This is a genomic window from Bartonella sp. AD328YNZD (assembly GCF_042196425.1).
The window spans coordinates 1-5845 of the sequence record NZ_JBHIQG010000148.1 but is presented as its reverse complement, the minus strand read 5'-3'; the positions used below and the strand labels follow the sequence as shown (position 1 = coordinate 5845).

6 protein-coding genes are annotated in these 5845 nt (G+C 37.6%); all 6 read right to left on the bottom strand.

Features of this window, described 5'->3' with window-relative positions:
* Nucleotides 1-210, bottom strand: a 210-nt coding sequence (locus ACFIO3_RS07595) for a hypothetical protein (protein ID WP_375704273.1), incomplete at its 3' end; no start/stop codon positions are given.
* Between the two features lie 77 nt (nt 211-287).
* Nucleotides 288-1670: a sensor histidine kinase gene (locus tag ACFIO3_RS07590; RefSeq protein ID WP_375607775.1), complete on the bottom strand. Its 1383-nt coding sequence runs from the start codon at nt 1668-1670 to the stop codon at nt 288-290.
* Entirely contained in the window at nt 1667-2353 is a 687-nt protein-coding gene (locus ACFIO3_RS07585; protein WP_375607776.1) for a winged helix-turn-helix domain-containing protein, read from the bottom strand. Before ACFIO3_RS07585 ends, ACFIO3_RS07590 begins: the two co-directional genes overlap by 4 nt.
* 71 nt (nt 2354-2424) lie before the next feature.
* On the bottom strand, nt 2425-3936 hold the full coding sequence (locus ACFIO3_RS07580; protein WP_375607777.1) for a Do family serine endopeptidase: 1512 nt from the start codon (nt 3934-3936) through the stop codon (nt 2425-2427).
* A gap of 186 nt (nt 3937-4122) precedes the next feature.
* Nucleotides 4123-4575, bottom strand: coding sequence for a cytochrome c-type biogenesis protein CcmH (locus ACFIO3_RS07575; protein ID WP_375607778.1), 453 nt, complete (start codon nt 4573-4575; stop codon nt 4123-4125).
* Nucleotide 4576: 1 nt separating this feature from the next.
* Nucleotides 4577-5845: heme lyase CcmF/NrfE family subunit (locus ACFIO3_RS07570; RefSeq protein WP_375704272.1), on the bottom strand; the 1269-nt coding region annotated here is incomplete at its 5' end.

Below are 5845 nucleotides of genomic sequence, written 5' to 3'. Positions count from 1 at the left end.
CAAAAAAGGAGATAAGGTCATAACCGAACTGATAAAATCAATCTGCGTTCCACTCTCTGAAATGATGGAAACAAGCGGTTCTAAACCTTCTTTCCTTGCTTGTTCTTCCATATCTTTTAGCCATTGGGAACTACTTTTATCGAGAGGGCATAAAGAAAGAAGCGGTGTTTTTAAAAAAGCTTGTTTCGTCTGTGCTCCCTTGAAAAGCATTTTTTCTTCCTTTCTATTGCATTATACTTTTAAAATAGTTGTTACATATGAAAAGAGAAAAATGAAGAAAAATATCTTTAAGGAAATAACAAAACAGCCCTGAGCCCTGGATTTGCATCTTCAAGTAACAATTCACCGCCATGAAGCTTCATAACTGCTTTTGCTATACTTAAACCAATCCCAAAACCAGCTTGTGTACGACTTTCTTCAAGACGAACAAATCGTTCTGTTACTTTTTCACGTTTATCCTCTGCTATTCCTGGTCCATTGTCGCTCACAACAACTAATAAATGTTCATCACGATATTCCATTGATAAGCAAACTTTTGCTTTCCTTCCACCTTTAGGCGCATATTTAATCGCATTATCTATAAGATTAAAAATTGATTGCGCAACAAGCTCACGATTCAATTTAAGCTCTTTATCAAATATATCCCCCAACTGAAGTAAAACACCTGACTCTTCAGCAAAAGGTTCGTAAAGTTCAATAGCATCTTCAAGGATCAATTTCATATTCATCATCTCAAGATGCTCAATTGCACTGCTCGCTTCAATGCGTGAAATCATTAAAATTGCATTAAATGTACGAATAAGTTGATCTGATTCAGCAATAACACTATCAAGTACCTGACGATATTCAAGCTTTGTTTTATTTCCTGAAAGCGCCTCTTCAGCACGATTTCTAAGGCGTGTTAACGGTGTTTTTAGATCATGAGCAATATTATCTGATACTTGACGCAAACCAATATTTAACTCTTCAATGCGATCTAACATAACATTAAGATTAGTTGACAGTCGATCAAACTCATCCCCTACTCCAGAAACAGGTAAACGCCCACTGAAATCACCATTCATCAAACGCTGTGATGCAGCCGTTACGTGATCAATCCTTTGTAAAGCCCTCCTGCCAACAAAAAACCATATGAGTAAAGCCCCCCCAACCATTGCAGCAAGTGCAATGATTACAGCTTTATGAATAACCGCCGCAAAACGTTCTGGCTCATCCAAATCGCGTCCGATAAGAATCTTCATAGCATTAGGCAAATCAACAACAACTGCCAAAGCGCGATGTTCACTTGTTTTGCCAGGTTCTCCAAAACGGGAATACAAAAAAGAGGTAGAAATAAAACCGCTCTGATTCAAAAGGCCTAATTCAATACGTGCGACATTTCCTGCTAAAATACGCCCCATAGGATCCGTGACAAGATAAAGAAATGCACCTGGTTGTCTTGAACGATAATTAATAGTGCGCATTAATAAAGATAGCCCCCCATAATTATAAGCATTTTCAATATACTTTAATTCTTCATGTAAAGCCTTTTCAGTTTGCTTTGTTAACAATGAAACAGAAAAGGCTGTCATATAAATAGAAAGCCCTGTTGCTACCAATCCAAACAATAAAATATAAAGTGCTGAAAGCCTTAACGCTGTCGTGCGCATTATATTAATCAAACGATTCATGCTTTATTATCTGGCGCTTTCAGCATATATCCAGCTCCACGTACGGTATGGAGAAGTGGAACATCAAAATCTTTTTCAATTTTGGCTCTCAAACGGGATATATGAACATCAATAACATTTGTTTGTGGATCAAAATGGTAATCCCAAACATTTTCCAAAAGCATAGTGCGTGTAACAACTTGCCCCGCATATCGCATTAAATATTCAAGTAAACGAAACTCTCGCGGTTGCAATAGGATGTTTCTATCTCCCCGTTTTACTGTATGTGCCAACCGATCAAGCTCGAGATTACTTACGCAATAAACAGTTTCTGCTTCTTTAGGATTCTTCCGCCGTTGTAACACTTCAACACGCGCAAGAAGTTCAGAAAAAGCATAAGGCTTTGTCAAATAATCATCTCCCCCTGCACGCAACCCCGTGACACGATCATTAACTTGCCCTAATGCCGACAGAATAAGAACCGGTGTTTCATTGCCTTTAGCACGCAATTCAGCAATAATAGAAAGACCATCGCGATGCAAAAGCATTCGATCAATAACCATAACGTCATAATTTTCCGTGGTCGCTAGAGTATATCCCGTATCTCCATCATAAGCCACATCAACAGAATGCCCTACTTCCAAAAAAGCTTTTTCGAGATAACGCCCCGTCTCATGATCATCTTCAATAACGAGTATCTTCATAAAACGCATCTCCATTATTTTAGTGTGTTTTAGGACAAATTTTAATAAACATTTGTCCTAAAACCAAAGCTTTATTTTTTGAAAATTGGAAGAGCAACAAAACGATTTTGATCATTTGTTCGCACTTGTAAGAGTATAGCTTTTCGTCCTAACTGCTGAGCATTTTCGATTGTGCTAATAATATCAGAGACTCGTTTAACCGGTTTATTATTCACTGTCACAATGATATCACCAGGGCGTATCCCTTTATCTGCTGCATCTGAATCGGAATCTACATCGGTTACAACCAACCCTACACCATCATCAGAAGGAATAACAATCAAACCATAATCTTCCAATGTTTCATCTAAATCACCGCGTCCACTTGAATATTTTGAACCCTCTTCCTTACTTTCATCTTCAGACATTGAAGCAAGTTTGACTTTGATATTCTTCTCTTTACCTGATCTCCAAATCCCTATATCAACCGTTTCTCCTGGTTTAATATTTGCAATACGTCTCGCTAACTCACGCGCATCGGCAACCTTTTCATTATTCACTGAAATAATGACATCACCAGCCTTAATACCAGCCTTTTCTGCTGGTCCTTTTAACGGATCAGTAACCAAAGCGCCTTTTGCTTCTTTTAGACCTATTGAATCAGAAATCTCCTTTGTTACCGGCTGAATCTGAACGCCTAACCAACCACGCTGAACTGAACCTTTTTCGATAAGTTGCTGTACAACCTGTTTGACAGTCGTTGCCGGAATAGCAAAAGCTATCCCAACGTTTCCTCCAGAAGGAGAAAAAATTGCTGTATTAACCCCAACAACTTTTCCATTAAGATCAAAGGTTGGTCCACCAGAGTTTCCTCTATTAACAGCAGCATCAATCTGAATAAAATCATCATAGACACCCGTGCCAATATCACGTCCGCGCGCTGAAACAATCCCTGCTGTTACAGTTCCACCAAGGTCAAATGGATTTCCAATGGCAACAACCCAATCTCCAACACGAAGCTTTGAATCATCTCCAAAATCAACATAGGAAAATTTCCTGTTATCATTTACTTTTAGTACGGCAAGGTCGGTTTTGGGGTCTTTCCCAATGAGCTTTGCATTCAATTTTGTACCATCATCAAGAACAACAGAATAACTTGTTCCCTCTGAAATTACATGATCATTGGTCACAATGTAACCATCAGACGAAATAAAAAAACCCGATCCAAAAGCGACAGGGCGGAGTCGCTGCGAATGATTGGGAAAATTATTTTTAGGTTTATCAAGATCATAAAACTCTTTAAAAAGCCTTTTCAAAGGGTGTTGATCTGGTAATTGATCAATACCCGGACCACTAAAAAAGTTGCTAAAGAACCAATCTTTTTTCTTTTTATTGCTCTTTACTTGTACTGCAACAACTGCCGGCTTCACTTGAGCAACGATATCTGCAAATCCCTGTTGTGGTATTAACGAAGTCAATACAGAACTTGCATGAGCTTTTGTCGTCCACAAGCTTGATGTACATCCACTAAAAAACAGTGCACTCTCCAATACTGCGGAAAAACTTACTGCAACAAATGTTTTAAAGAATGTTTTTTTTAACATTTATTCTATGCTCCTATTCAATCATTCCTTTATCCCAATTTTGATAACTTATAAAATACCAGACCTTACCGTTTTGTGTCTAAATTATTAAAATTTTGTAAGGTTTCAGTATTCCCCAATATAATACAATAAGGTTGAATGTTCATTGCAGATAATCTGAATTTTTTCTTTATATGTACATCATTTTTAATGCAATGGCATTTTTGATTGTTCTTTTTCATTCACATAATCCATTATTTTTTCACGATTATACCGTCTTAACTGGAAAAATATGACACTGACACCAATGATGATAATTATCAAAGGCGAAAACCATAAAAACCAAGTTGTTTTATTTAAGGGTGGTTTCAAGAGAATAAATTCACCATATCGTTCAACAAGAAAGTCAATGACTTGCTGATTGCTATACCCCATTTTTAATCTTTCCCGAACGAAAAGCCGTAAATCACGTGCTAAAGCAGCATCTGAATCATCAATTGATTGATTTTGGCAAACAGGACAACGCAAACGCGATGAAATATCTCGTGCGCGCGCTTCAAGAGTTGTATCCTTTAAAATCTCATCCGGCTCTACTGCTGTAGCTAATCGAAAAGGGTACGCTGCCATTAAAAAAAATAAAATCCAATAAAATTTTTTCATCTCAATGTCTTCTCCCCAAATTTAAAGCACGCAGCACCCTGTGGTACACGCCAATGCGAAACCAATACCCCAGAAGAGAAAGACATCCTCCCATAGCCATTATGAAAGCCCCTAACCAAATACATATTACATAAGGCTTCCACCATATGTGCACAACAAGACCCCGATTATCGATATGTCCCGGTACAATATAGAGCTGCGATAAGCCATGATTTTGAAGACCAACTTCCGTTGTTGATGTATTTTGACTTGAATAAAATCGCTTTGAGGCTGTTACATAACCAACAATATTTTTATTTTCATATACTTTAAAATAAAACTCCATTGCCGAATAATTTGAACCAACACCATCATGCACTGCATCAAAATAAAGAGTTTTATCCGCTATTGTCACCCTATCTCCTATATTCATGGTTAAAATACGTTCTTGCCCCAAATTGGCCACACAAACAATGCCAAATAATGTAACGCCTAATCCCATATGTGCCATTGCAGCACCAAAAACAGACCATGGCAATCGCAAAAATCTCTTCACGCATACTGAAAAATTTGTCTTGCCATATCCACTCTTTCCCCACAGATTTGCTAAACTGCCTAAAAAAACAAATGCTGAAAGCCCAATGCCTAAAACTGCAAAAATATCATGCAACGATATCGCGTAAAATGTTATAAAACAGATGATACTAACCAATACAAAAACAAACCACAACCGTTCAAAAACTGCGAGAAAATCACCGCGTTTCCATGCCATCATTGACCCAAATGGAACAAACAACAACAGCAAAAGCATGAGCGGTCCACAGGTAAGATTAAAAAAAGCAGCTCCTACAGAAATTTTTTGCCCTGTGAACATCTCAATAAAATAAGGATAGAGCGTACCAATCAATACGGTTGCTGTTATTGTTATGAATAACAAGTTATTTAAAACAATAAATCCTTCACGCGAAATTGGTTGAAAAAATCTTTCTGTTTTAAAAATAGGGATACGCAAAGCAAAAAGAAGAAAAGACACTCCCGTAAAGAAAAATAAAAGTGCAAGAATTGCCTGCCCCCGTGCTGGATCAATAGCAAAGCTATGAACAGAAACTAAAAGTCCCGAACGAACAAGAAAAGTTCCCATTAAAGAAAGAGAAAAAGTTAGCAGCGCCAAAAATAAAGTCCAACTTTTTAATATTTCTCGTTTTTCGAGAACGAGAATAGAATGTAAAAGAGCTGTTCCTGAAAGCCAAGGCATAAACGAAACATTTTCAACAGGATCCCAAAACCAGTA